This is a genomic window from Geothrix alkalitolerans (assembly GCF_022808885.1).
Lineage (GTDB): Bacteria > Acidobacteriota > Holophagae > Holophagales > Holophagaceae > Geothrix > Geothrix alkalitolerans.
Genome location: NZ_JAKZLE010000002.1, coordinates 490,836 through 513,588 on the forward strand (window position 1 = coordinate 490,836; position 22,753 = coordinate 513,588).

Genomic DNA, 22,753 nt, shown 5'->3' on the forward strand with positions numbered 1-22,753 from the left:
CGTCACGATCGCGATGGATCAGGCCTTCGCGTGCTTCTCGATGTAGGCGATGGCATCGCCCACCGTGCGGATCTTCTCCTGCTCGCTCTCGGGGATCTCGAGGCTGAAGGCCTCTTCGATGGCCATGATGATCTCGACGGTGTCAAGGCTGTCGGCGCCGAGGTCGTCCACGAAGTGGCTGGATTCGGAGATGGAATCTTCGGGCTTGGCCAGCTGCTCAGCAATGATCGCAATGACCTTCTTACGCACATCAGCCATCGTGGGCTCCTCCAAACGAACCTGGAAACCCTAACACACCCCCGACACATTGTCCAAACCCGGAGTAAAGACACCCGTATCCCTCCCCGGCGCCGGCAGAAAGATTGCGCCTGGGCCGGGGCCGTGGAGGATGGACCCATGCCCCGCCCCAAGACCCTTGAGGAACCCGAACATGGATGGCCCCTGGGATGGGGCGCCCGCCTGCGGGAGTTCCGCACCTTCCTGGCGGTGGAGCGGGGGCTCTCACCTCACACGGCCTCGGGCTACCTCTCGGACCTGAACCACCTGGCCGCCTGGGCTTGCGGCCGCGAGGTCTCCCCCACAGACCTCGCGCGGGACCACATCACGGCCTTCCTGGTGGGCCAGCAGTCCGAGGGCAAGGCCCCCAGGAGCCTGGCCCGGCTGAGTTCGAGCCTGCGCGCCTTCCTGTCCTTCCTGCGCATGGAAGGCGGCGAGGGGGTCGGCCCCGAGGCGGTGGTCAAGCCACCCCGCCCTCCCCGCATCCTCCCCCGCACCCTGGGTGAAAGCCAGGTGGAGGCGCTGCTTCAGGCGCCGGATACCACCAGCCCCCTGGGCGTACGGGACCGCGCCTGGCTGGAGCTGCTCTACGCCTCCGGCCTGCGCGTGTCTGAGCTGGCCGAGCTGCCGGCTCTGTCCGTGTTCCTGGACGAGGGTTTCCTCAAGGTCATGGGCAAGGGCCGGAAGGAGCGCCTGATCCCCTTCGGAGCGGGCGCGGAGCACTGGATCCGCGCCTGGCTGGCGCTGCGCCCCGGCTTCAAGCCGAAAGGCGTGGAACTGTTCGTCGGTCAGCGGGGCGAGGGACTCACGCGCCAGCACCTCTGGCGCCTGCTGAAGGGCTACGCGCGCGCCGCGGGCCTTCGCCCGGAGGCCGTGAGCCCGCACGTGCTCCGCCACGCGTTCGCCACGCACCTCCTCGACCACGGCGCCGACCTCCGGGCCGTCCAGGCCATGCTCGGCCACGCCGACATCAGCACGACCCAAATCTACACGCATGTCCACCAAGCCAGGCTCCGCGCCCTCTACGACCAGATGCACCCGAGGTCGGCGCCCTGACCAAGAACGATCCGGGTCGGGCGAACAGGACTGCCCCCCGATCGGGCGCGCCATCTAGGCGCGCCCTTCCGCTCACGCTGCGCCTCCGGCTTGCGATCGCGGAGGGGGCCCCGTTGCCACGCACCTCCTCGACCACGGCGCCGACCTCCGGGCCGTCCAGGCCATGCTGGGCCACGCCGACATCAGCACGACCCAGATCTACACGCATGTCCACCAGGCCAGGCTGAGAGCACTCTACGATCAGCTTCATCCCCGATCGTCATTCGCTCTGGGTAGGTCACCGCGCCCTCATATGACCAGATGTACCCGAGGTTTGGGGGACGAGAAGCCTCAAAGCTGCGTCAGCAGCACGCCTCCCAGCACCAGCACGGCACCCGCCGCGAAGGCCGGGGTGATGGCCTGCCCGTAGAAGATCCAGGCCAGGATGGCCGTGGCCACGGGTTGGCCGTTGGTGGCGATGGCGACCCGGCTCGGTTCCTTGATGGAGAGGGCATGGAACCAGAGCAGATAGGAAACCACGCTGGTCATCAGGCCGAGGTAGACCAGGCCCACCCAGGCCACGGACGGAACGGCGGCCACCTTCAGGCCCGGGAGGCCTGCGGCACCGAGGGGCGCGAAGATCGCAAGGCCGAAGAGGATGGACAGGGTGGTGGCTCGCTGGGCCCCATGCCTCTGCACCAGGGGCCGGCTCATCACGGTGTAGCCCGCCCAGGCGACCACCGCCACCAGCACCAGCAGGTCGCCCAGGATCCACCGGGGCGGAAGGGTGCCTCCCGCCTTTCCTGAGAAGAGCACCAGCACGCCGGAGAAGGCCAGGGCCAGCCCGCCCAGCTTTCGCGGACCAGGCCGCTCCTGGCCTCGGGCCCAGGCCAGCAGGAGCACCACGGTGGGCGTCAACGCGTAGAGCAGAGCCGCATGGGAAGGCAGCGTGAAGGCCAATCCTCCGAGGAAGGCCAGCTGGTTCAGCGTCACCCCCAGGAACCCCGCCGCCAGGTAGGTTCTCCATTCCGACCGGGCCACGGACCACAGCTCCAGGCGCCGCAGACGTGCCAGGATCAGGAACCCCGCGCCGGCGATGAGGAACCGCAGCAGGCCCAGGGCCAGCGTCGGAATCGCGTCCGCAGCGGGCTTGCCGAGGAGGAAGGTGCCGGCGGAGATGACCGTGTGGAGCCCCATGACAGCGGCGAATCGGAGGTTGCGATGGCTCATCCCTCCAGCATGGCCGCGGATGACCGGGAGGGTCGCCGCGGATTTGTGAATGGACCGCCCCTGGCGGAATGGGCGATGATGGGCCAGGAGCCGCGAACCCATGGCCGTCACCAAGACCCCCCGCAAGAAGCCCACCGCTGCAGCCGCCGGAGTGGAGAAACCCGCCCCCAAGGCGAAGGCCGCCCCAGCGAAGAAGGCCCCCGCCAAGAAGGCTGAGGCTCCCGAACCCAAGGCCAAGAAGGCCGCCAAGACCCCGGCGAAGGCCAAGGCCGCGAAGGCTGTCGAGGTCGCGCCAGCGCGGCCGGAACCCATCGCCCCTGCCGCTCCGGCTCCGAAGCCCGCTGCGAAGAAGCCCGCGGCCGCGGCGGCGCCGTCGGCGCTGGTGGACGCCCTCCTTGCCGCCATCCGCGAAGGTCGCGCCGTGGAGTTCATCTTCGCCGACGCGGATGCCAACGCCCCGCGCACCTTCGAGCCTCGTCAGCTCACCTTCGACGCCCTCAGCCAGGCCTGGTACGTGTGGGGCTGGGATCGCCGCTACAACGCCGAGCGCCACCACCGGGTGGACCTCCTGGCCGAGGTGAATGAGGTGGAGGGTGTGGGCCGCGCGGCCCAGGGACCCTACGCCGAGGGCACCCCCGCCAATCAGATCGGCGGCTGGCTGGGCGGCGAGCCCATCGCCGTGAAGGCCACCCTGCTCAAGCAGTGGGTCTTCGCCGTGAAGCAGGCCCCTCCGGCCTTCCCCCGCTTCAAGATCGAGGAGCAGGGCGATGGCCAGGCCCTCGTGAGCTTCACGGCCACCGACCTCCGCGCCATCGCGCGCTGGGCCATGCAGTTCGGCGACGGCATCCAGGTGCTGGAACCCGCCCGCCTGGTGGACCGCATCAAGCAGGTGGGCGCCGTGTGGGCCGGCCGGGACCGCCAGGCCGCGCCCTCCGCACCGAAACCAGCTCCCCGGCCCGAGCCCGAGCCTCGCCGGCACGAACCCAAGCATCACGCCGAAGCGAAGTCCGAGGCACGGCCCGAGCCCAGGCCCCATCGCGAGCCCCGCCCCGAGCGCGAGCGGGAGGAAGCACCCAAGGGCAAGCCCGGCAAGGTGGAAGTCATCCACTTCGACCGGCTCTGACCTGAGAGTGCCTAACAAAACCCCCACGGGGCCGCGCGAGGGCCGCCGGGCGAGCGAGGCGAGGAACGCGAGGAGACGCGTAGCGGGTACTACGCGCGACGAGCGTGACGCGGCATCGCGACGCCCGCCGGCCCTCGCCCGGAGGGAGAATGCCAGGCGGGCGCCCCGCGGCGTCAGGTCCCTTGAACAACGAACCACGTTGCCCTGCGGGCCCTTCCTTACGGTGCATCCCGCCTGGCTTTCTCGCGACCCCGTCGGGGTTTTGTTAGGCACTCTGAATCAGGGCTGGGCATCCTCCAGCTTCCAGCCCCGCTTGCCGGGCCAGAAGCCGTAGGCCTGCCCGAGCACATTGAAGGACACCCCGCGCAGCCGGGCGTCCGCCAGCACCCTCACCAGGATGTAGTTGAGGGGGATCACGGGCTTGTCCCGCCAGATGATCTCGGAGAGTTTCAGGTAGATCTTCCGGCGGGAGACCCGGTCCAGCGTGTAGCGCCCCTCTTCGAACAGCCGGTCCACCTCCGGGTTGAGGTAGCTGCTCACGTTCGCCTTGGTGCGATAGCCCTCCCTGGTGAACAGGGGGGCATCCACGTCGGGGTCCAGGGAAGTCGTCCAGCCATAGGACCAGATGTCCCCGTCGTGATTCGTGGACTTCTCCGTGAGCGCCTCGAAGGACAGCCGCCGGACTTCGATGCGCATGCCCACCTTCGCCGCTTCCTCTGCGAGGAGATGCGCCGTGCTGCGGGTGACGGAGGTGCTCTGCTCGTAGGCCACCAGGGTGAGGGGCCGGCCCTGCCGGTCATGTCGGATTCCATCCGCACCCATGCGCCACCCTGCGGCCTCCAGGATCGCCTCGGCCCGTCCGATCTGCGGCAGCGGCCGGGGCGTATCGTCGTGGGCCCAGTTCTCGGGGGGCCAGAAGGCAGAGGCGAGCCGGGCCGGGAAGAAGCGCCGGGCGCGTGCCAGCTCCTGCCAGGGCACCAGCTCCGCCAGAGCCTGGCGCAACGCGACATCGCCCAGCAGGCTCAGCTTGGGATCACAGTTGAGGAAGAAGGCGCCGAAGGCGGCCTGGGGCACCGAGAAGGCCTGGAGGCGTCCCCCGCCCTGGGCGCCCTTTCGGACCAGATAGTGCGGCAGGGCTCTCACAAGGGCGTAGTGGTACCGACGCTCCAGAAGGGCCTGGACGAGGTTCGTCTCCTCCGATGAATCGATGAACTCGAAGGCGGGCCAGGCACCGGGATGGGCCCCGCGGTAGCCCGGCCAGAGCTCCAGCCTCAGGTGGGTGGTGGTGGCTTTGCCGACAATCCGGTACGGGCCCGAACCCACGGGCTGGAAGTTCACGGGGTTGGATTGGGGCTTCGGGCCGACCTGATAGTGGCGCCGGGGCACGGGGATGAAGTTGTAGAGATCGGAGAGGAGGGTGCCGCGGGGGCGGGCCAGGTGGATCCGCACCCGCAGGGGGCCTTCAGCCACGAAGCTGTCCATGGAGGCCACCCCCCCGGCCGTGTCTGCGATGGCCCGGACCTGGGGCATGCGGAGGGCCTTCCAGGTGAAGACGAGATCCTCGGCCTCGATGGGAGTCCCATCCTGCCAGGTCATGCCCGGGCGCAGGTCGAGGACGACCTCCCGTCCGCCCTTGAGGACCGTCCACCCCTGCAGCAGCCCGGGGATGAAGGCCCCCTCGGCGTTCATGGTCACCAGGCGGTCGAAGACGAGGTCCACCGCCTCGCCATCTGTGTCCCGGGTCATGAGGAGGGGGTTCAGGGTGGTCCAGCCGTCCACCGCCACCCGGATGGGCTCAACGGCGCTCACGCCCCAGAAGAGGCAGACGGTCAGGAGGAGGGAGCGCCATGGCATCGTGCCCATTCCATCGGTCGAATCGGGATGGGTCTGAAATCTATTCCTTGGCGGCGGTTTCCACCAGCTCCACCAGCGCCTCCGCCATGCGCTCGCCGGCCCGGGGCGGGTTCTCCACCACGGTCCCCACCAGCTTCTGCCCGCCTCCCGGCTGGGTGGCGAACAGGTAGAAGGTGGGTACGCGGACCACCGGCTGGGGGGCGCAGCCCTTGGGCCACTGGGCCTCCGTGAGCCGCTTGTCCCGATAGACGCCCAGGTAGTGGACCTCGATGAAGGAATTGGGGTCTGCTTCCAGGGCCAGCAGGTCCGGCAGCTGGTACTGGCTGTCGCCGCACCAGGAACCGAAGACGGCGACCAGCGTGAAGGGGCGGCGCACGGCCTTCCATCGGGCCCTCAGCTCCGCCGGCAGCTGGATGCCTGCGACCGTGTCCCGGAAGACGGCCCGGTGGGCCAGAATCTCCTTCGCGGTCGTGGGCCCCAACAGCAGGGGCTGGTGGTCTTTCGCATCGCAGGGCAGGCCTCCCGGCACGGTGGCGGGGATCGGGGGTGGAACCGCAGGCGGCTCCGCCTGCAATCCCAGGGTTCCGAGGGCCAGGAAGACAGCTTTCATGGGAATCTCCGGATGCCAGTCTAGCCTTGCGATAAACTTGACTCAATCGCTCAAGAATACTAGCCTGGAACCTGGAGAAGGTTTCGTGAAGATCTCGGCCCGAGGCAGGTACAGCATGCAGGCCCTGTTCGACCTGGCCCACCACAGCCACGGCCAGCCGGTGCCCCTGCATGTGATCGCCGAGCGCCAGAAGCTCTCCCTGCCCTTCCTGGAGCAGATCTTCAACAAGCTCAAGAAGGCCGGTGTTGTCGCCAGCGTGCGCGGGCCCAAGGGCGGGTACATCCTCACGCGGCCCTGCAACCAGGTCAGCGTGGGCGAGATCCTGCGCCTCACGGACAGCAGCTTCTATGCCGTGGCCAAGGAGGATCCGCGCTCCGCCAACCAGGTGCTCATGGCCGACGAGCGTATGAGCCTCATGCTCTGGAACCGACTCTCCGACCACATCTCCGCCTTCATGGAGAAGGTGACCTTCGCGGACCTCTGCTCCGAGACCGCCAGCAACACCTGCCCCGACTGCACCTGTCCGGAATATGTGAAGGATGTGCAGGGCCAGATCGTCCGCGGCGAGCGCAAGGCGTGCGGCGTGATGTGAGCCATCCCTCGGGACGGTTCCTTCACCCTTTCTCCTTCACGCAGAGGCACGAGGTTTCGGCCCGCACCTGCGCCCGAACCTGGGCGCGCCGGAGGTCCTCCCCCGCGGCGGAGGCCTCGGCCTTGCGACCCTGGGCCGCCAGCGCCTTCTGGAGCCCCAGGAGAGACCAATAGTTGGCTGGGTAGGCCCGGAGATCCGCACGGTAGACGGCCTCGGCCTCCTTGGCCCGCCCGGCGGACAGGAGCACGGCCCCCAGGGCATGGCGGGCGGGGACGACGCATGCCGGTGGCTCGTCGTACTTGAGGGCATCCTCCAGGCGCACGGCTTCCTGCAGACGCTGGACGGCCTCGTCCGCCCGGCCCTGGCCGAAGGCGATCTCGCCCGCCAGGAAGGCACGGGAGACACCCATCACTCGACGGGCGTTGTTGGAGCCCCAGAGGTGGGTCTCCGGGATGCGCGGCAGGGCTGCCTCGAAAGCCGCCTGCTCTTTCAGGGCCTCTTCGCTCCGTCCCGTGGCTGCGAAGGCGGTGCCCCGCAGCGCGTGCCAGTTGGCGGTGGCGAGGGGCAGCCGGGCATCGGGTGCGGGTTCGGCCAGCAGGTCATCCCAGAGGCCGAACCGCTTCAGGGCCTCCCAGTGCCGGGTGGCGAAGGCCTCCGCGAAGGTGGCGTTGGCCACCACCCACTCCAGGGGGAAGGCCGAGACCACGGCCTTGGTCTGGGCCAGGGCCACCTCCTGGCGTCCTTCCATGAGGGCCGTGTAGGCCAGGAAGTCCTCGTTGTGCACCATGTAGAGCCCGTAGAAGCCGATCTCCGGCTGGCGGGCCCGGTAGCGCGCATCGGCCTCCATGGCCCTTTCATTGGCCTCGGCCGCACCGCTCCAGTCTCCGAGTCGGGCATAGATATGGCCGGGCATGTGGACCAGGTGTCCCGCGTCGGGCACCAGCCGCCGAAGGCGGTCGGCCGCGGCCTTGGCGCGCTCTGGATGGGGGGAGCCCTCGTAGGCATGGATGGTGAGGTGGAGGGCCAGGGGATGGCTCGGGGCCAGCGCCAGGGCATGGCGGAGGGCGGCCAGGATCTCCATGGTGCCGGGCTGGGGCGCGCCCGCTCGGGTCCACTGGTCCCAGGGCCGCACGTCCATGAGGGCTTCCGCGTAGAGGGCCGCCACGTCGGCATCTTTGGGGAAGCGTGCCGCCACCCGCCCCATGGCCTGGGCGTAGGCGGCATCCAGGGCGCTGCGGTCCGCCGGGTTGGGCATGGCATAGCGGGTGCCGAGGGCCTCGATGAGGGCCCGCTCCACGGGCGGCGCCGCGGCGGCGCGCTTCCGGGCCTGGCCAAGGGCGTCCCAGGCGGTCTTGGCCTGGGCCTCATCCATGACGGGGTTGTTGATGTGGGGGCCGTTCACCAGGGCAAGGCCCCACCAGGCCATGGCGCAGCCGGGGTCCAGGCGTAGCGCCTCCTGGAAGGCCCGGGCGGCGGCCTCGTGGTTGAAAGCGTAGGCCCACACCAGCCCCTGGTCGAAGGCCGCCTGGGCGTCCGGAATCGAGGTGGCGATGCGCCGGTGGTGCCGGCCCAGGTCGTAGGATCGCCAGGGGGCCGGGGCCGCCCCGGATTCAGGAGGGGCGGCGGGTGCCAGGGTGCAGGCAAGGAAGAGCGCGCCAAGGAAGAAGCCCATGGTTCACCTCTCGAAAAGAACCGGTGCCAAACTTAGGCAGATAGGAAGAAAAAGGCAATATCATAATTTCCGCGATCAATCATCATGCCTGGGTGCAATGGTATCGTTTTCATTTGGATGTACCGGAATGAGCAATCCCTGCGCCCTCCCCAGCCTGGCCCTGCCACCCACCGAGGCTGAGCTCAAGACCCTGCCCCGGCTGGAGAAGAAGCTCGCTCGCCGGGTGGGCGAGACGAACGCGGCCTACAGGCTCATCGAGGACGGCGACCGCATCCTCGTGGCCGTGAGCGGCGGCAAGGACTCCTGGGCCCTGCTGGACATCCTCGAGCGCCTGCGGAAGCGGGCCCCCGTGACCTTCGCGGTCGAAGCCGTCACGGTGGATCCGGGCTTCCCCCAGTTCAACCCTGACCCCATCGCCGAGGTGTGCGAGCGGATCGGCGTGCCCCACCACATCATTCCGGCGCCCATCGACAAGATGGTGCGGAGCAAGCCCGAGGAGCTGCCCTGCATCATCTGCTCGCGGCTCCGGCGCGGGGTGCTCTACTCCTTCGCCAAGCCGCGCGGCTTCTCCAAGATCGCCCTGGGCCACCACCTGGACGACCTGCTGGAGACGCTGCTCATCAACCTCTTCTTCGAGGGCCGCCTCAGCACGATGCCCCTGCGCCTGGAGAGCGACGACGGCGTCAACACCGTCATCCGCCCCCTGGGCACCTGCGAGGAGAAGGACCTGCAGCGCTACGCCTGGCTGCGGGGCTTCCCCATCGTGCCCTGCGGCTGCCCCCTCTGCGGCTGCTCCAGCCTGGAGAGCCGCCGCAAGCAGGTGAAGGAACTCATTGCGTCCATGGAAGGCAGCATTCCACGGCTCAGGGCCTCCATGCTCGGCGCCATGGGCAACGTGAAGCTGAGCCACCTGCTGGACCTGAACCTCGGGGCCCTCACGGCCAAGGGCGTGGACGAGGCCGTGCAGCGGCTGGGGTAGACGCCTGGGGACGGGATCAGAACATGCCGGGCCGGGCCTGCCGGATGGCCTGCATGATGCTGTCTCCGGCGAACCAGAAAGCCAGGCCGAGGCAGGACCCGAGGCAGAACAGGAAGATGAGGCCGGGGATCCAGGCGCCGGCCACCCCGCGCCAGGTCTCCACCCGATGGGTCCGCGCCAGCATGATCCCCTGGTAGGTCGTGGGTAGAAGGAACAACAGCAGTCCCGCCAGCGCCTGAAAGACCAGGCCCGCGAAGCCCGGAAGCGACTTCCCGAGGTTGAAGGGAAAGAGGATCCAGGCGAGCACACCGGCGGTATACAACGTAGAGCGGAGGGACGAGCTCAGCCCGTGGCCATGCCTCGTGCCCCGCGCCATCCACAGGCCCGCGTGGTTGAGCAGGCCCCCGACCAGGCCCCCGATCAGCAGGCCCACGGGCGCGAACACCAGGACGGACACGACGGCCACCACCAGCAGGAACCCCTGGGCCGGGCGGCCGGGCGACAGGTTCAGCCAGGCCATCCAGAACGGCGTCCGGGGCAGGAACACGGCCAGGAGACCCGGGATCACGGCCGGCAGGTACCCCAGGAGGCACATGAACCAGAGGGGCGATCCGAGGCCATCCGTCCCCCGGAACGCCTCGCCAGCCCGCTCCCGGTCGCGGAGGATCCAGCGGAAGGTCTCCAGGATCCGCGTCCCCAGGTCCGGATAGACAGCCTTGTCTTCGAAGGGCACGAGCGGACCCGTGGATGGGGAAGGGACATCCTCCAGGAACGCCTGGGGGGGTGCGTAGTGATCGTGGTCCATGGAGGCCTCGGGGGGGGGGTGTCACTCCACCCTAAGCCACAGCCCCTTGAGATAGAACCCCTCCGGGTGGTTCAGCGCGTAGGGATGGTCCGCGGGCTGCCCCAGATGGGCCAGGACGCGGGCCTCGCGGCCGGTCTCCAGCAACGCGGTCCAGACGGCCTCCTGAAAGCGCATGCGGTCCAGGTGCTGGCTGCAGGAGAAGACCCACAGGAAGCCCCCGGGGACTGTGGCGCGGGCGCCCAGGCGGAAGACGTCCTTGTAGGCCTTGAAGGCCTTGTCCACGTCCTTGCGCTGCTTGGCGAAGGCCGGCGGATCCACGATCACGCGGTCCCATCCGCCGGGCTCCAGCTGGCGCATGAGCTCGAAGGCGTCCCCCTCCATGCGGACATGCGCCGCCGGGTCCAGCCCGTTGGCGGCCCAGTCCCGTTCAGCCTGGTCCAGTGCCGGGGCGCTGATGTCCAGGGTGGCCACCTGCGAGGCGCCGCCCAGGCCCGCATGGATGCTGAAGCCGCCGGTGTAGCCGAAGGCGTTGAGCACCCGGCAGCCCTCGGCGTGGGCGCCCACCTGCAGGCGGTGCACCCGCTGGTCGAGGAAAAAGCCCGTCTTCTGGCCCCGCAGCAGGTCCACGCTCAGCTTCGCGGCACCTTCATGCACCGTCACGGGCCCGCCCAGGCTGCCCTTGAGCAGGCGGTTCACGGGCTCCAGCCCTTCCTCCTTCCGGCCGGACTGGCTGCGCTCCACGAAGGCGGTGATGCCCTCGCGTTTGCCGAGCTCGAAAAGAACGGGCCACCAGATGTCGCGCAGGGCCTCGAGCCCCGCCGTGCCCACCTGGAGCACCAGGGCCTGGGCATAGCGGTCCACCACCAGGCCCGGCAGGCCGTCGCCCTCGCCGAACACCCAGCGGCAGCCGCCTTCAGGGCCCCACAGGCCAAGATCTTTGCGCAGCCTCAGGGCGGACTCGAACCTCGACCGGAAGAAGGCCTCGTCCAGGGGCGCGTCGTCGAAGCGGAAGATCCGCGCCGCCAGCGGGTTCGCCGGGCTGGCCGTGCCCACGCCAAGCACCTGGCCGGAATCATCGGCGAGGCGCACCAGAGCCGATTCGGAGGGCCGCGCCAACGCGCCGGAGAACACCCAGGGGTGGCGCTTGGAGATCAGCCCCTCCTTGCCGGGCTTGAGGCGGAGCAGGGGGTAGGGCCAGCGGGGCGCGTTCATGGCTCCAGGGTACTTGATAGTCTTGAGGGATGCGCCGCTTCGTCCTGCTCGCCGTCCTCCTCACCCTCCTGCCCCTGAGGGCCGAGCCCCCGACGCCCGAAGCGGGCCCCGTCCTGCTCATCAGCGAGGACGGTCTGGGCGCGGACCAGTTCCGCCCCGACACCATGCCCCAGCTCTGGGCACTGTCCCAGCAGGGTCGCCGCGCCGCAGTGCGCCCGCCCTTCCCCGCCACCACCTTCAACGGGCACGTCACGCTGGCCACGGGCTGCTGGCCCGAGCACCACGGCGTGGTGGCCAACGGGTACTTGCGGCCCGAAGACCGGCAGCGCGTGCCTGCCGCCAACCGGGTGGAGGACATCCTGCGGGAGCCGCTGTGGGTGGCCGCCACGCGCAGCGGCGTCCGCACCGCCGTCTTCCACTGGGTAGGCGCCTCGGGCCCATGGGAGGGCGTGACCCCATGGCGCATGCAGCCCTTCAAGCTCGGCGTGGCGGACGCGGAAGGCCTGGCCTTCTGCGAGGCCGCCCTGGCGGACGGCGCCAGGCTGGTGATGGCCTACCTCTCAGGCACCGACGAGGAGGGCCATCTCAAAGGCCCCCACAGCCCGGAGGCCCTGGCCAAGCTGCGAGCCATCGACGCCGAGCTCGCCCCCTGGCTGGCGCGCATGCGGGCTGCCCACCCGGACCTGCGGGTGATCCTCACGGCGGACCACGGCATGGTCCCCATGAAGCGCCGCGTGCACTTGCCGAGCATTCTCGACGGCATCCCCGTGGACCTCATCACCCATGGCGGCAGCGCCTACGTCTACCTGAAGCATCCCGGCGACCGGGCCCGCGCCCTGGCGCGCCTCCGCAAGGCCGGCCTGAAGGCCTGGCCCCGCGAAGCGGTGCCCGTCCGCTACCACCTGGGCGGCAGCCCGCGGGTGGGCGACGTGGTCGTCCTGGCGCCCCTGGGCACCTGGCTCTCCCAGGCCCGCAGCAGCCGCGAGGACGAATCCGAGCGCCACGGTCGCGCCGGGGCCCACGCCTACACGCCGGAATCCGCCCCCATGAAGTCGTGGCTCATGGTCCTGGGCGCGGGTCGGGGCCCGCTGGCCGACGTGCCGGCCTGGGATGTCGCGCCCACGGTCGGCGCCTGGCTCGGCCTCCGCTGGGCCCAGCCCCCGGACGGCAAGCCCGTGGCGGCGCTGGTCCGCTGATCGGTCTCTCCAACGGCAACAGAGGAACGCGAAGATCGCGAAAACGCCCTGCGGGCATGTGAAAACGCGAAAAGAATCCGATCGGATCGGAGGTGCACTTTCGCACCCTCCGGCGACTGTTCTCGCGTCCTTCGCGTTCATCTTTTCCAGCGGAAACGCTGAATCAGTGGATGAGCGCCAGCAGCACCTGGGCCAGGACGATCTTCAGGATGGTGGCCAGCGGATAGACCGTGGCGAAGCCAACGTTGGGCAGCTCATTGCCCGTCTGGTGGTTCGCGTAGCCCAGTACCACGGGCTGGGTGTGGGTGCCTGCCACGATGCCGAACATGACGTTGAGGGGGATGCCGAAGCCCTTGTGCCCGATCAGCATCGTGAGCGAATCGGCCACCAGGCAGACCAGGAAAGCCGCGCCCAGGAAGAGGGGCAGCACGCCGGCGTTGCCGGCCACAATGGCCCGGAAGCCCTCGCCGGAGATCACGCCGATGCCCGCGGCGAACAGCACCAGCCCGAACTGGCGGATGGTGTGATTGGCGCTGTAGGGGAAGTTCCAGACCAGGGGCCCGATGCGGTGGAAGCGGCCGAGGATGAGCGCCACCGCCAGGGGCCCGCCCGCGAAGCCCAGCTTGAAGATGATGCCGTGGCCCAGGGGGATGGGCAGCTGGCCCAGGGCCAGACCCGCCGCCAGGCCCATGGCGAAGGTGAGGAAGCTCACCTCGCTGAGGGCACGGTAGCTGTCCCCGAAGAAGGTCTCGATGGCCTCGATGTTGTCCCGGCGGGTGGTCACGCGCACCCGGTCGCCGAGCTCCAGCACCGTATCGCCCGCCGGCACGAACCACAGGTCCCCGCGCCGCACGCGGGTGATGATGGCCTGGTGCCTGTTCACCAGGTCCAGCTTGCCGAGGGGTACGCCCACCACGTCCCGGTTGGAGACGAAGACCCGCGTCGCGTCCAGCGCGCTCTGGTCCCGGTCCAGCTCCACATGGCTGCGCTCGCCGATGAGGGCCGCCACCTGGACGAGATCGTCCGGCGAACCCACCACGGTCACCAGATCGTCCACCTTCAGCCGGAAGTCCGGCCCCGGCAGGATCAGCTCCGCGTTGCGCAGCACCCGTCCGAAGACCACCTGGAACCGTCCGGCGGCGCGGATCTCCCGCTTCGTCAGGGACTCTGCCCCGGGTCGAGTCACCTTCAGGGTCCAGACCTCCAGCTTGTGGTGACCCGCCTGGTAGTCCTTGAGGCCGTCCGCCTCCTCCCGCAGGTTCACCCGGAAGAGCCGCGGACTCACGAGGATGACCAGCATGGGCACCAGCACGCCGATGGGGTAGGCGATGGCGGAAGCCACCGTGGGCTGGGCCAGTTCCAGGGGCCCCGCACCCATGGACTTCACCCGCTCGATGACGCCCGCCAGGGCTGGCATGTTGGTGAAGCTGCCCGTGAGCAGGCCCGCCGCGTAGCGGGCGTTGAAGCCCATCAGGCGGGCCAGCAGCACCACGAAGGCCATGGAGGCCACCATCACCAGGACGACCACGGCGTTCTTCTTCATGCCTTCGCGGCTGAAAGCAGCCCAGAAGCTGTGGGAGATGGAGAGCCCCATGGCGTAGACGAAGACGGCGAGGCCCAACTCGTAGACCAGCTTCATCTCCCGGGAGATGTCCTTCTTGAGGCCCGGATCCAGGCCCGGCGCCATCACCAGGGCACCCAGAGCGATGCCCGCGAAGAGGATGCTGGCGATGCCGAAGGAGGCCCCCGCGATCCGGATCTTGCTGATGGGGTACCCGAGCGCCACCACCGCGAACAGCATCAGGAGCGGGTTGTGCGCGAAGAAGAAGAGGGTCTGCTCGATCATGCCCGCCCCGCTCAGAATCACCTGGGGTTCATGTCAACCGCCGGATGGCCGCCGCCAGGGCCTCCACCTCGCCGGGCCGCGCATCCGGGAGCATCGAGAACCGAAGCACCGAGCGCGCGTCGTCCGAACTATACCCCAAGGTCATGATTGCGTGACTGGGCTTCACGGCCCCGCTGTGGCAGGCGCTGCCCGTGCTGACGGCGAAGCCGGCCAGGTCAAGGGCCACATGCAGGGCCTCGCCATTGCGGCCCCGGAACAGCACGCAGCTGGTATTGGGCAGGCGTGGCTGCCCCTGGCCGATGACCTCGATGCCCCGGTTCCAGGATGTGATCTCGGTCTCGAAGGCATCCCGGATCGGCGCCAGGGCCGCATTCATGGCTTGACGCTCCGTCAAGTGCCGAACGGCCGCCGCCAGGCCCAGGATGGCCGGCAGGTCCTCGGTGCCGCCGCGACGGCGACGCTCCTGGGGCCCTTCCATCACGGCCTCCCAGGGCAGTCCGGGCCGCATCCAAAGCAGGGCCGCGCCCCGGGGCCCGCCTACTTTGTGGCCGCTGAACACGGCGGCGTCGCAGTCAGACAGGTCCACCGGCACCTTGCCCCAGGCTTGGCAGCCATCCTTGATGCGGACGGCATCCAGGACCGAGGGCATGGGGTAGAGGATCCCCGTCTCGTTGCTGGCGGCCATCTGCACCACCGTGGCGCAATCCGCCGGCACCTCCGGCAGCCAGCTCACGCGGGACCAGTCCCGAAGGGGGTTCAGGCAGGCGCTGTGCTCGCCGGGAAAGACCGCTGCAGGGCGGTCGCCCAGGGCGCCGTGGAGCCCCCGGATGAGCAGGTGCAGGGCTTCGGTGGCGCTGGCGCAGAACACCAGCTCCCCCGGCGCCACGCCCAGGGAGGCCGCGAGCTCCCGGCGGGCCTCCTCGAGGCGGAACCGCGCACGCTGGCCCTCCCGGTGGGTGCTGGTGGGGTTGGCCCAGTCCTCCACCATGGCCCGCCGCACCGCATCCACCGCGTCCGGATGGGGCGGAGTCGTGGCGTTGGCGTCGAAGTAGAGCCTGGGCATGACATCAATGTACCCTGGGCCCATGCCCAAATCCCTGGAAGGCAAGCTCGTCGTCGCCATCTCCTCCCGGGCTCTCTTCGACTTCGAGGAGGAGAACCGGGTCTTCGAGGAATCCGACGACCGGGCCTACATGGAGCTTCAGCTCTCGCGGCTGGACGTGCCCGCCAAGCCTGGCGTGGCCTACCCGCTGGTGAAGAAGCTGCTGACCTTCAATGTCGGGAACGAGGGCCGGGTGGCCGTGGTGATCCTCTCCCGCAACGACCCCGTGAGCGGCTTGAGGGTCTTCCGCAGCGCCCAGGAGTCGAACCTCCAGCTGGAGCGCGGCGTCTTCACGCGCGGCCGGAACCCCTATCCCTACCTCACCTCGCTGGGGGCGAACCTGTTCCTGTCGGCCAAGGAGGAGGATGTCCGCGCAGCCCTCAACGCGGGCTTCGCCGCGGCCCGGGTCTATCCCGACAGCGCCGTGGCCGCGGACCGCCACCCGGACGAGATCCGCATCGCCTTCGACGGCGACGCGGTGCTCTTCAGCGACGAGGCGGAGCGCGTGTATGCCCAGGGCGGCCTGGCCGCCTTCCAGGCCCACGAGATCGAGCGGGCCAACCTGCCCCTGCCCCCGGGGCCCTTCAAGCCCCTCCTGGAAGCCCTGCAGCCCCTCCAGGCGGCGGCCCCGGACGCGCCCATGCGCATCCGCACCGCCCTCGTCACCGCCCGCAGCGCCCCGGCCCACGAGCGCGCCATCCGCACCCTCATGGCCTGGAACATCCAGGTGGATGAAGCCATGTTCCTGGGCGGCCTGGAGAAGGCCGACTTCCTGCGGGAGTTCGAGCCCGACTTCTTCTTCGACGACCAGACGGGCTACTGCGACACCGCCGCCAAGGTGGGCCCCACGGGGCATGTGGTGAGCGGCGTGAAGAACGAGACTGGAAAGGGTTGAGACACCTCAGACACCTTCCGCCACCTTGGCCAGGGCGGCGTGGAACTCCGCCTTGCCCATGAGTTTCCGGACGGCGCCCGGCAGGGCCTGCTCGTAGGCCTGCTTCACGTTGCCTCCCCCGAACACACCGGCGGCGTGCTTGAAGGAGTCCATGACGGTGTCGGTGTAAACCTCGCGTCCCTGGGCGTCCCGGATGCGCACCAGGAAGCTCACCTCGGCCAGGCTGTCGCCGGAGAAGAACCCTGAGTTGTACCGGTGGATGAAGGTCAGCAACTCGATCTGAAGGGGCACCTTCCCGCCTTCTAGGTCGTATCCCCGGGCCCGCAGTTCCGTTTCGACCGCGCGCTTCAGCAGCGGGAGCACGTCCTCGTCGTTGAAGATGGGGGCGGTCTCGGCGCCGAAGGCGTTGATCTTCTTGGCCACTTCCCGCGTCGGGTTGGGCCGCAGGTCCTTGACCTCCACCTTGACCTTGATGGACTCGGCGCCCTTCACCTTCTCGACCGAGACGGGTCCCGGGTAGGCGATGTGGATGGTCTCCGTGGTGAAGGCGCAGCCCAGGCCCATCGCCACGCAGATCCCCGCGCCAGTGCTTCTGAGGAACATGCCCGTGTCCATGGCTCCTCCTGGTATAAAACTGACTTCATTTTACACCTTGTCGTCAAATACGCCGGCTGCGGTGCGATCCAAACCCGCGCCACTGCTAGACTCGGACCATCCGGAGGATCCATGTCCCGCAAGCTGGTGGAGTGCGTGCCGAACATCTCGGAAGGTCGGGATGCCGCGAAGATCAAGCAGGTGACGGATGCCATTGCGGCCGTGCCGGGCGTGGAGATCCTGGATGTGGATCCGGGGGCGGACACCAACCGCACGGTCATCACCTTCGTGGGCGAGCCCGAAGCCGTGCTGGAAGGCGCCTTCACCTGCATCCGGGAGGCCGCCAAGATCATCGACATGCGCCAGCACCACGGGGCTCACCCCCGCATGGGCGCCACAGACGTAACCCCCTTCGTGCCCGTGGAGGGCGTGACCATGGAGGACTGCGCGGAGCTGGCGCGGCGCCTGGGCAAGCGCGTGGCGGCCGAGCTGGCCATCCCCGTCTACCTCTACGAATCCGCCGCCTCGCGACCCGAGCGCCACAACCTGGCTGAGGTGCGCCGGGGCGAGTACGAGGGCCTGGAGAAGAAGCTCCAGGATCCCGCCTGGCTGCCCGATTTCGCCGCCCCCTACAACGCAGGGGCCGGGGCCTGCATCATCGGCGCCCGGGAGTTCCTGGTGGCCTACAACGTCACCCTGAACTCCAACGACAAGGCCCACGCCACCGACATCGCCTTCGAGCTGCGCGAGAAGGGCCGGGTGGCCCGCAGGGGCCGCGTGAAGCCCTACTACCAGGCCGGAGAGCTGATCTTCTATGCCGAGGGTTCCTTCCCTTGCGGCAACTGCGACTTCACGGGGGCCACCTGGCAGGAGGTGGTGGACCACTGCGCCGCGGCCCACGGCTACGACCTGCCGGCCCTCATGCGGCTCAATGACGCCGACCCCGCGAACCCCGTGGGCCAGAAGGTCCGCCGCCGGGGCCTCTACGACCACTGCAAGGCCATCGGCTGGTATGTGGACACCTACCGCCGCGCCCAGATCAGCATCAACCTCACGGACTACAAGCAGACCGCGCCCCACACCGTCCTCGAGACGGCACGCCAGCTGGCCGCCGAGCGCGGACTGGTGGTCACCGGCAGCGAGATCGTGGGCCTGGTGCCCTTCCAGTGCCTGCTGGCCTCGGGCCGCCACTACCTGAAGGCCATGGGCAAGTCCACGGGCGTGCCCACCTCCGACATCCTCCAGACGGCGGTGTTCTCCATGGGCCTGGGCGACGTGGCGCCCTTCGAGATCGAGAAGAAGGTGCTGGGTCTGCCCACCTACGATGCGAACGCGCTGGTCTCCATGTCCGTCCACGCCTTCACGGACGAGGTCAGCCGCGATACCCCGGCCCCCGGCGGCGGCTCCATCGCGGCCCTGGCGGGAAGCCTGGGCGCGGCCCTGGCCAGCATGGTGGCCAACTTGGCCCAGGGCGGCCCCGATGCCGAGAAGGACGCCAAGCTCATCGCCCTCGCCGAGAAGGCCCAGGCCCTCAAGGACCGCCTCATGGTGGCCGTGGACGCCGACACCAACGCCTTCAACGCCTTCATGGACGCCCGCCGTCTGCCCGACGCCACGCCCGAACAGAAGGCCGCCCGGCACGAGGCCATGCAGGCGGGCCTCAAGGTGGCCATCGACGTGCCTCTGGATACGGCGAAGACCAGCCTCGAGGCCCTGGAACTGGCCGGCGAGGCCGCCCGTCTGGGCAAGGTGGCCTCCATCACGGACGCGGCCGTGGGCGCGCAGATGGCTCACGCCGGCGTGCGCGGCGGCATCTGGAATGTCGTGATCAACCTCAAGGACATCACCGACGCGGGCTATGTGTCCGACATGCAGGCCCAGTGCGCGGATCTGCTCGCACGGTCCACGAAGCAGCTGGCCGAGGTCACGGCCTTCGTGGACCAGAAGCTGCTGGACCGACTGCAGAAGGCCAAGAAGTAGCTCTCAGCTATCAGCCATCAGCTCTCAGTTACTGGCTGCTGATAGCTCTGGTTCAGTCCGCCATCCAGAAGAACAGGGCTGTCATCCGCTTGGTGGCCAGATCGTGGCCAAAGTAGCCGCTGGCGGAGTGCACCAGGTCGGCCCGGTAGAGCAGCAGGCGGTTGAACGCGTTCGGCACGGAGACATCCGGATGCCAGGCCTGCAGCGGCAGGCCGGTCACGCCCAGGGCCTCGCGCAGGTTGGCGTGCGGCGGCGGGCAGAGGTTCCCTCCCAGGGCGCCGTTGGGATAGCGCAGGCGGAAGAAGGTCGTGCCCGCGGCCGCCGGGGCCTTCGGTGTTAGGTAGATCACGGCGGCGTAGCGGCAGAGCCGCCGGGAGTCCGTATGGGGCCGGGGCCCGGATTCCCGGGCGCCCACCACCTGCACCACGTTGTGGTTGAGGAATGCCCCGTCCGGCGCGGTCTCCGACCACAGGCGCCGGGCGCCGGTCAGCTCCCGGACCTTGGCTTCGACCCGGGCCAGTTCCTCCGGGGCCAGGGCGTCCCGCGAGCGCATGCCCGGCCAGGTCTCCTGGGTGTACGGGAAGCCCATCTCCCAGGCTTCCAGGGACCGGAAGCGCTCCACCAGGGCCATGGGATCCGGCAGGATGCCGTCCACGACCCAGTAGTCCCGCCCTTCGCTGGGCTTGCGGTACGGAAGCCGCGGCGGGGCCGGTGGGGGCATGGTCATGGATCTCGCTCCAGGGAGGAAAACCCACAGCCTACCCTGGCCACGAAAAAAGGGGGGCTTTCACCCCCCCCACTCCCCCCCCCCGGGGAGAGTTTCTAGGAACCCTTGCGGCCAACCCCTGGGCGTGGCGCTTCCTACCCTACGGCTTTAGAGTGGCGCAACTTGAGCAAAGGTGTCAGAAAAAAACGTGTTGCCATTTGCAATATTTGATCCCTATCCCAACACCTTTTCCGGGCTTAGCGATACCAAGGCATCATGGAAATCCGCCGAATCCGGAGGGGCGAACCACCGCATGGGGCTCAACCAGGGCTACATCCACCGAGAGCAGTCGGACGCCACGGCAGCCGGACGGACCTTGCTGGCCCACCTGGCCGCCCGGTACCCTCTGGCGGGCCCGGACCTGTGGCGGACCAGGATCCTGGGCGGCCTGGTACGCCTCGACGGGGCCCCCGCCCTCCCCGATGCCATCCTCCGGGCCGGCCAGTGGATCACTTGGGCCCGCCCCCCCTGGGTGGAGCCTGAGGTTCCCCTCGCCACGGCGGTGCTCTACGAGGATGAAGACCTTCTCGCCGTGGCCAAACCCAGCGGCCTGCCCACCCTGCCCGGAGGCGGCGAATTCCTGGAGCACACCCTCCTGGCCCTGGTGCGCCGCCGGGCCCCGGAGGCCAGCCCCATGCATCGGCTGGGCCGGGGTACCTCGGGACTGGTGTTGTTCGCCCGCACTGCCTCCGCCCGAGGCCCGCTCCAGGCCGCCTTCCAGGATGGGCAGACTCGCAAGGTCTACCGGGCCCTCTGCCTGGGCCACCCCGCGCAGGACACCTTCGAGATTGCCACGCCCATCGGGGCGGTGCCCTACGGCCCCCTGGGTACGCTCCATGCCGCCACCCCGGACGGACGCCCCTCCCTCAGCCGGGTCGCTGTCCTGGAGCGTCGGATGGACGCCTCCCTGCTGGACGTGGAGATCCTCACGGGCCGGCCGCACCAGATCCGCATCCACCTGGCCTCCACGGGGCATCCCCTGGTGGGCGACCCGCTCTACGGCCCCGGTGGAGGCCCGCTCCCCGGCACCGAGGCCCTGCCCGGCGACCCGGGCTACCTGCTGCACGCCCACCGGCTGGAGCTGAGCCATCCCCGCACCGGCACCCCGCTCACCCTCGAATGCCAACCGCCGCCCCCCCTGCGGGCGCTTGATTCCAGCGAAAAGAAATCTTGAAGCGGAGGAGAACGGAGGAGCTGAGGAAAGCGGAAAAAAGAAGGGAAGTGAACCGCAGTCCCTCCGTTCTCCTCCGCATTTCAGCTCTCCTCCGCTTTTGGAATTCCTTATCCCTCACAGGCCGGGCGTGAAGGATTAGGAAGCCTCAGTTGTGCACGCCCGGCGCCTCGCGGCCAGTGCGCTCCACGTATTCGGCGTAGGTGCCCGGGAAGAGCATCGGGCCCTCGTGCTCCTCGCCCGCCAGTTCCAGCACGCGGTTGGCGAGGCCACGCAGGAAGGTGCGGTCGTGGGAGACGAAGAGCATGGTGCCCTCGAAGTCCTTCAGGGCCTCGATGAGCATCTCCTTCGTCGCCAGGTCCAGGTGGTTGGTCGGCTCGTCCAGCACCAGGAAATTGGGCGGATTGAACAACATGCGGGCCATGACCAGGCGCGACTTCTCGCCGCCGGAGAGCGCGCGGATGCGCTTGTCGACGTCGTCGCCGGAGAACTGGAAGGCGCCCAGCAGGTTGCGCAGAACGCCCAGGCCTTCCATGGGGAAGTCCTTCTGCATCTGCTCGAGCACGGTGAGCTCGGGATCCAGCAGGTCCAGGGCCTGCTGGGAGAAGTAGCCCAGGCTGAGACTGGCCCCCAGCTTCACGGTGCCCGAGTCCGGCGGGAGGGTCCCGGCCACCATCTTCAGCAGGGTGGACTTGCCGGCGCCGTTCCGGCCCATGACGCACCAGCGCTCCCCTCGGCGGATGTGGAGGGCGAACTGGTCGTAGAGCTTCTTCGGACCGTAGGCCTTGCAGACGCCCTCCAACATGGCCACGTCGTCGCCGGAGCGGCCGGGGATGCGGAAGTCCCACTTCACGATGCGGCGCCGCTTGGGGGGCTCCACGCGCTCGATCTTGTCCAGGGCCTTGATGCGGCTCTGCACCTGCGCGGCCTTGGCGGCGTGGGCGCTGAACCGCTCGATGAAGCGCTGCTCTTTGGCCAGCTTGGCCTGCTGCCGGGCGTAGGCGGCCTCCTGGTTGGCCTCACGGGCCTCCCGCTCCTTCGCGTAGAAGTCGTAGTTGCCGGAGTAGGTGACGATGTCGCCGCCGTCGATCTCCAGCACCTTGGTGACCACACGGTTCATGAAGTCTCGGTCGTGGCTGGTCATCAGGAGCGTGGCGGGCACGGACTTGAGGAAAGCCTCCAGCCAGAGGATGGACTCGATGTCCAGGTGGTTGGTGGGCTCGTCCATGAGCAGGACGTCGAAGTTGCCGAGCAGCACCTTGGCCATGGAGACGCGCATCTTCCAGCCGCCGGAGAGCGCCCCCACGTCGCCGTCGATCTGGGCGTCCTCGAAGCCGAGGCCGTGCAGGCAGGCCCGGGCCTTGGCCTCCAGCTCATAGCCGCCCAGGTGCTGGTACTCCTCCTGGACGTGGCCGAAGCGCTCCAGGATGGCCTCCAGCTCATCCGCCTTGTCCGGATCGGACATGGCGCGTTCCAGGTCCAGCAGCTCGTGGTGCAGGTCACCGAGGCGACCGCTGCCGGCGATGGCCTCGTCCAGCACCGGACGGCCCGCCATCTCGTCCACCTCCTGGCGGAAATAGCCCAGGGTGAGCTTCTTGGGAAGCGTCACCGTGCCATCGTCCGGCGCCTCCTCGCCCATGATCATGCGGAAGAGCGTGGACTTCCCCGCCCCGTTGGGCCCCACCAGGCCCACCTTCTCGCCGGGGTTCAGCTGGAAATCCGCCTCGATGAACAGGACCTGCTTGCCGTACTGCTTGCTGACGCTGGAGAACGAAATCATGGGAATCCGATGCGCAGAATGGGTCGCCCGACAGG

Annotated in this window: 20 protein-coding genes and 1 pseudogene; 9 read left to right on the forward strand and 12 right to left on the reverse strand. The window is 69.0% G+C overall.

The features are described from left to right. Window positions 1-18 precede the first annotated feature (18 nt). The gene (acpP, locus tag MLJ35_RS06275) at window positions 19-258 is read right to left on the reverse strand and encodes an acyl carrier protein (protein WP_243288255.1); all 240 of its coding nucleotides are present in this window, start codon (window positions 256-258) and stop codon (window positions 19-21) included. A gap of 138 nt (window positions 259-396) precedes the next feature. Between acpP and MLJ35_RS06280 the strand changes: the two genes are divergently transcribed. Together MLJ35_RS06280 and MLJ35_RS16205 are read left to right on the forward strand one after the other, a co-directional pair. Continuing rightward, on the forward strand, window positions 397-1,332 hold the full coding sequence (locus MLJ35_RS06280) for a site-specific tyrosine recombinase XerD (RefSeq protein ID WP_243383611.1): 936 nt from the start codon (window positions 397-399) through the stop codon (window positions 1,330-1,332). 115 nt (window positions 1,333-1,447) lie between these two features. Further along, window positions 1,448-1,591, forward strand: a pseudogene (locus MLJ35_RS16205) (tyrosine-type recombinase/integrase); the annotation flags it as partial. Between the two features lie 71 nt (window positions 1,592-1,662). Here the strand turns inward: MLJ35_RS16205 and MLJ35_RS06290 are convergent. Continuing rightward, window positions 1,663-2,541 carry a DMT family transporter gene (locus MLJ35_RS06290; protein WP_243383612.1) on the reverse strand — a complete coding sequence of 293 codons (879 nt, stop codon included), beginning with the start codon at window positions 2,539-2,541 and terminating at the stop codon, window positions 1,663-1,665. A 100-nt stretch (window positions 2,542-2,641) separates the two neighbouring features. On the opposite strand from MLJ35_RS06290, the gene MLJ35_RS06295 reads away from it, so the two are divergent. Further along, window positions 2,642-3,664 (forward strand): helix-turn-helix transcriptional regulator, encoded by a 1,023-nt coding sequence (locus MLJ35_RS06295; RefSeq protein ID WP_243383613.1) that lies wholly within the window; start codon window positions 2,642-2,644, stop codon window positions 3,662-3,664. Between the two features lie 279 nt (window positions 3,665-3,943). Here the strand turns inward: MLJ35_RS06295 and MLJ35_RS06300 are convergent, their stop codons facing one another. Together MLJ35_RS06300 and MLJ35_RS06305 are read right to left on the reverse strand one after the other, a co-directional pair. Further along, window positions 3,944-5,518 carry an ABC transporter substrate-binding protein gene (locus MLJ35_RS06300; RefSeq protein ID WP_243383614.1) on the reverse strand — a complete coding sequence of 525 codons (1,575 nt, stop codon included), beginning with the start codon at window positions 5,516-5,518 and terminating at the stop codon, window positions 3,944-3,946. Between the two features lie 40 nt (window positions 5,519-5,558). Then, window positions 5,559-6,128 carry a thioredoxin family protein gene (locus tag MLJ35_RS06305; protein WP_243383615.1) on the reverse strand — a complete coding sequence of 190 codons (570 nt, stop codon included), beginning with the start codon at window positions 6,126-6,128 and terminating at the stop codon, window positions 5,559-5,561. 85 nt (window positions 6,129-6,213) lie between these two features. Here MLJ35_RS06305 and MLJ35_RS06310 point away from each other — a divergent pair, with 85 nt between their 5' ends. Continuing rightward, window positions 6,214-6,720, forward strand: coding sequence for an Rrf2 family transcriptional regulator (locus MLJ35_RS06310; protein ID WP_243321789.1), 507 nt, complete (start codon window positions 6,214-6,216; stop codon window positions 6,718-6,720). A gap of 22 nt (window positions 6,721-6,742) precedes the next feature. Here the strand turns inward: MLJ35_RS06310 and MLJ35_RS06315 are convergent, their stop codons facing one another. After that, entirely contained in the window at window positions 6,743-8,392 is a 1,650-nt protein-coding gene (locus tag MLJ35_RS06315) for a tetratricopeptide repeat protein (RefSeq protein ID WP_243383616.1), read from the reverse strand. 127 nt (window positions 8,393-8,519) lie between these two features. Between MLJ35_RS06315 and ttcA the strand changes: the two genes are divergently transcribed. Further along, entirely contained in the window at window positions 8,520-9,371 is an 852-nt protein-coding gene (gene ttcA / locus MLJ35_RS06320) for a tRNA 2-thiocytidine(32) synthetase TtcA (RefSeq protein WP_243383617.1), read from the forward strand. Between the two features lie 16 nt (window positions 9,372-9,387). Here the strand turns inward: ttcA and MLJ35_RS06325 are convergent, their stop codons facing one another. Together MLJ35_RS06325 and MLJ35_RS06330 are read right to left on the reverse strand one after the other, a co-directional pair. Further along, a complete protein-coding gene (locus MLJ35_RS06325; protein ID WP_243383618.1) occupies window positions 9,388-10,176 on the reverse strand; it encodes a hypothetical protein in 789 nt (262 codons plus the stop codon). Between the two features lie 21 nt (window positions 10,177-10,197). Beyond that, the gene (locus MLJ35_RS06330) at window positions 10,198-11,388 is read right to left on the reverse strand and encodes a class I SAM-dependent rRNA methyltransferase (RefSeq protein ID WP_243383619.1); all 1,191 of its coding nucleotides are present in this window, start codon (window positions 11,386-11,388) and stop codon (window positions 10,198-10,200) included. A 29-nt stretch (window positions 11,389-11,417) separates the two neighbouring features. Here MLJ35_RS06330 and MLJ35_RS06335 point away from each other — a divergent pair, with 29 nt between their 5' ends. Further along, window positions 11,418-12,584, forward strand: coding sequence for an alkaline phosphatase family protein (locus MLJ35_RS06335; RefSeq protein ID WP_243383620.1), 1,167 nt, complete (start codon window positions 11,418-11,420; stop codon window positions 12,582-12,584). A 163-nt stretch (window positions 12,585-12,747) separates the two neighbouring features. Here MLJ35_RS06335 and MLJ35_RS06340 read toward each other — a convergent pair whose 3' ends face one another. Next, window positions 12,748-14,430 carry an aspartate:alanine exchanger family transporter gene (locus MLJ35_RS06340; RefSeq protein WP_243383621.1) on the reverse strand — a complete coding sequence of 561 codons (1,683 nt, stop codon included), beginning with the start codon at window positions 14,428-14,430 and terminating at the stop codon, window positions 12,748-12,750. Between the two features lie 28 nt (window positions 14,431-14,458). Continuing rightward, a complete protein-coding gene (locus tag MLJ35_RS06345) occupies window positions 14,459-15,517 on the reverse strand; it encodes a cysteine desulfurase family protein (protein ID WP_243383622.1) in 1,059 nt (352 codons plus the stop codon). Here MLJ35_RS06345 and MLJ35_RS06350 point away from each other — a divergent pair. After that, complete coding sequence (locus MLJ35_RS06350) at window positions 15,516-16,427, forward strand: 5'-nucleotidase (RefSeq protein ID WP_243321807.1); 912 nt, start codon at window positions 15,516-15,518, stop codon at window positions 16,425-16,427. The two genes, MLJ35_RS06345 and MLJ35_RS06350, sit on opposite strands and share 2 nt — an antisense overlap. Window positions 16,428-16,433: 6 nt before the next feature. On the opposite strand, the gene MLJ35_RS06355 is transcribed toward MLJ35_RS06350, so the two are convergent. Then, window positions 16,434-17,042 (reverse strand): YajG family lipoprotein, encoded by a 609-nt coding sequence (locus MLJ35_RS06355; RefSeq protein ID WP_243383623.1) that lies wholly within the window; start codon window positions 17,040-17,042, stop codon window positions 16,434-16,436. 111 nt (window positions 17,043-17,153) lie between these two features. On the opposite strand from MLJ35_RS06355, the gene ftcD reads away from it, so the two are divergent. Beyond that, window positions 17,154-19,001, forward strand: a complete 1,848-nt coding sequence (ftcD, locus tag MLJ35_RS06360) for a glutamate formimidoyltransferase (RefSeq protein WP_243383624.1) — start codon at window positions 17,154-17,156, stop codon at window positions 18,999-19,001. Window positions 19,002-19,053: 52 nt separating this feature from the next. Here the strand turns inward: ftcD and MLJ35_RS06365 are convergent, their stop codons facing one another. Continuing rightward, window positions 19,054-19,728: a DUF6445 family protein gene (locus tag MLJ35_RS06365; protein WP_243383625.1), complete on the reverse strand. Its 675-nt coding sequence runs from the start codon at window positions 19,726-19,728 to the stop codon at window positions 19,054-19,056. A 292-nt stretch (window positions 19,729-20,020) separates the two neighbouring features. Between MLJ35_RS06365 and MLJ35_RS06370 the strand changes: the two genes are divergently transcribed. Then, the gene (locus MLJ35_RS06370) at window positions 20,021-20,941 is read left to right on the forward strand and encodes an RluA family pseudouridine synthase (protein ID WP_243383626.1); all 921 of its coding nucleotides are present in this window, start codon (window positions 20,021-20,023) and stop codon (window positions 20,939-20,941) included. A gap of 145 nt (window positions 20,942-21,086) precedes the next feature. On the opposite strand, the gene MLJ35_RS06375 is transcribed toward MLJ35_RS06370, so the two are convergent. Then, the gene (locus MLJ35_RS06375; protein ID WP_243383627.1) at window positions 21,087-22,718 is read right to left on the reverse strand and encodes an ABC-F family ATP-binding cassette domain-containing protein; all 1,632 of its coding nucleotides are present in this window, start codon (window positions 22,716-22,718) and stop codon (window positions 21,087-21,089) included. Between the last annotated feature and the right edge of the window lie 35 nt (window positions 22,719-22,753).